Below are 1168 nucleotides of genomic sequence, written 5' to 3'. Positions count from 1 at the left end.
TTTGATTTTTTTGATGCAGTGTAATAATTTCGCTTTTTGGTCATTCTATTCCCCTCTTATATTAGAAGAATAGCTCTTAAAAATACCTTTTTTTCGTCTAAAAATCCGCGCCTATATCAGGTTAATTGATTTTGAGCAACCTATCTTTAATTCAGCTCCTAATTTGCACCCTGGCAAAGTGGAGTTGGTGAATGTGATTAGGGAAGAGCAGAATCCTTCAAGCACTTTTTTTAACAGTAAAGATTTCTTAGATACAAACTCTCCCCCAAGTACAGGCTTTGTGCCAAATACCTCGCCGCTCATAAATTCAAGCTTAACTCTAGGCCAAGAACGTTTTAAGGAAACGTCTAGCTTACTTAAGTCAGACCCTGATTATTCCCAGCAATTAATTCAAGATCTAGGTTTTTTAATTCATAACATTTCTTTTATTTTTTTCTTATGTGGGCAAAATAAACAGTTAATTAATCAGATTTTAGAAAATCAAAGCTTCCTTTCTTACCTTGCGGGACAACCCATCCAACTCCATTTAAAAAATAAAGAGGGACAGATAGAACTGCAAACCCAACAAATGAGCACCCATGAAGCTATCACTTATCTGCAAGAGAGTTTAAAGAGAAGGTATACCCACCTTGCAACTATTATTTGGAGGAACAAGACTTTAAGCTCTTTTTTAAGCGGTTATCCAACCGCCATTCTCATTAGAAATGAAGCTGGTGGCTTAGAAATATTCCACGCGCAACTTAGTTCGCAAAATCTGATCAAATTTTTTCATCAGCTTTTATCTAGCCGTAATCAACTATTAGTTAATGCTGTTTGGGGGAACCTCAATAGTCCTTTATGCCAAGCTATTGATTCCACTCAGGACCCAGTAGTAATTAAACAGCTCACCCAAAGAGTGTTAGACTGCGGTCAGAAGGTAAATATGAATAAGTTTATCAAGCAGTTTTTATCCTTCATACCTTCAACACAGATTTTGGAGGAATTATTAGTTCATTATCAATGAGAAACGGCGATCACAAGAGAATAGCAATAGGATTCAGGTTATAACACAGGGCCACCTCATGAAAAAAATCTAGCTTAAATCGGTAAATAATGAGAGGCTAGCTTCATTTAAATGGATATAGGAATGAAGCTGGAAGAAGGATTTTTAGATTTTTTTATTTCACTT

At 35.8% G+C, this 1168-nt stretch carries 1 protein-coding gene; it reads left to right on the top strand.

The window, feature by feature from the left end; all coding sequences use genetic code 11:
* Positions 1-187 precede the first annotated feature (187 nt).
* The gene (locus tag ELY15_RS15935; protein WP_158617540.1) at positions 188-1003 is read left to right on the top strand and encodes a hypothetical protein; all 816 of its coding nucleotides are present in this window, start codon (positions 188-190) and stop codon (positions 1001-1003) included.
* Positions 1004-1168: the final 165 nt, after the last annotated feature.

Origin of the sequence: Legionella sp. km772, assembly GCF_003989735.1 — a bacterium.
Classification (GTDB): domain Bacteria; phylum Pseudomonadota; class Gammaproteobacteria; order Legionellales; family Legionellaceae; genus Legionella.
The sequence above is the reverse complement of the archived record's forward strand: the minus strand, read 5'-3'. Positions and strand labels throughout refer to the sequence as shown.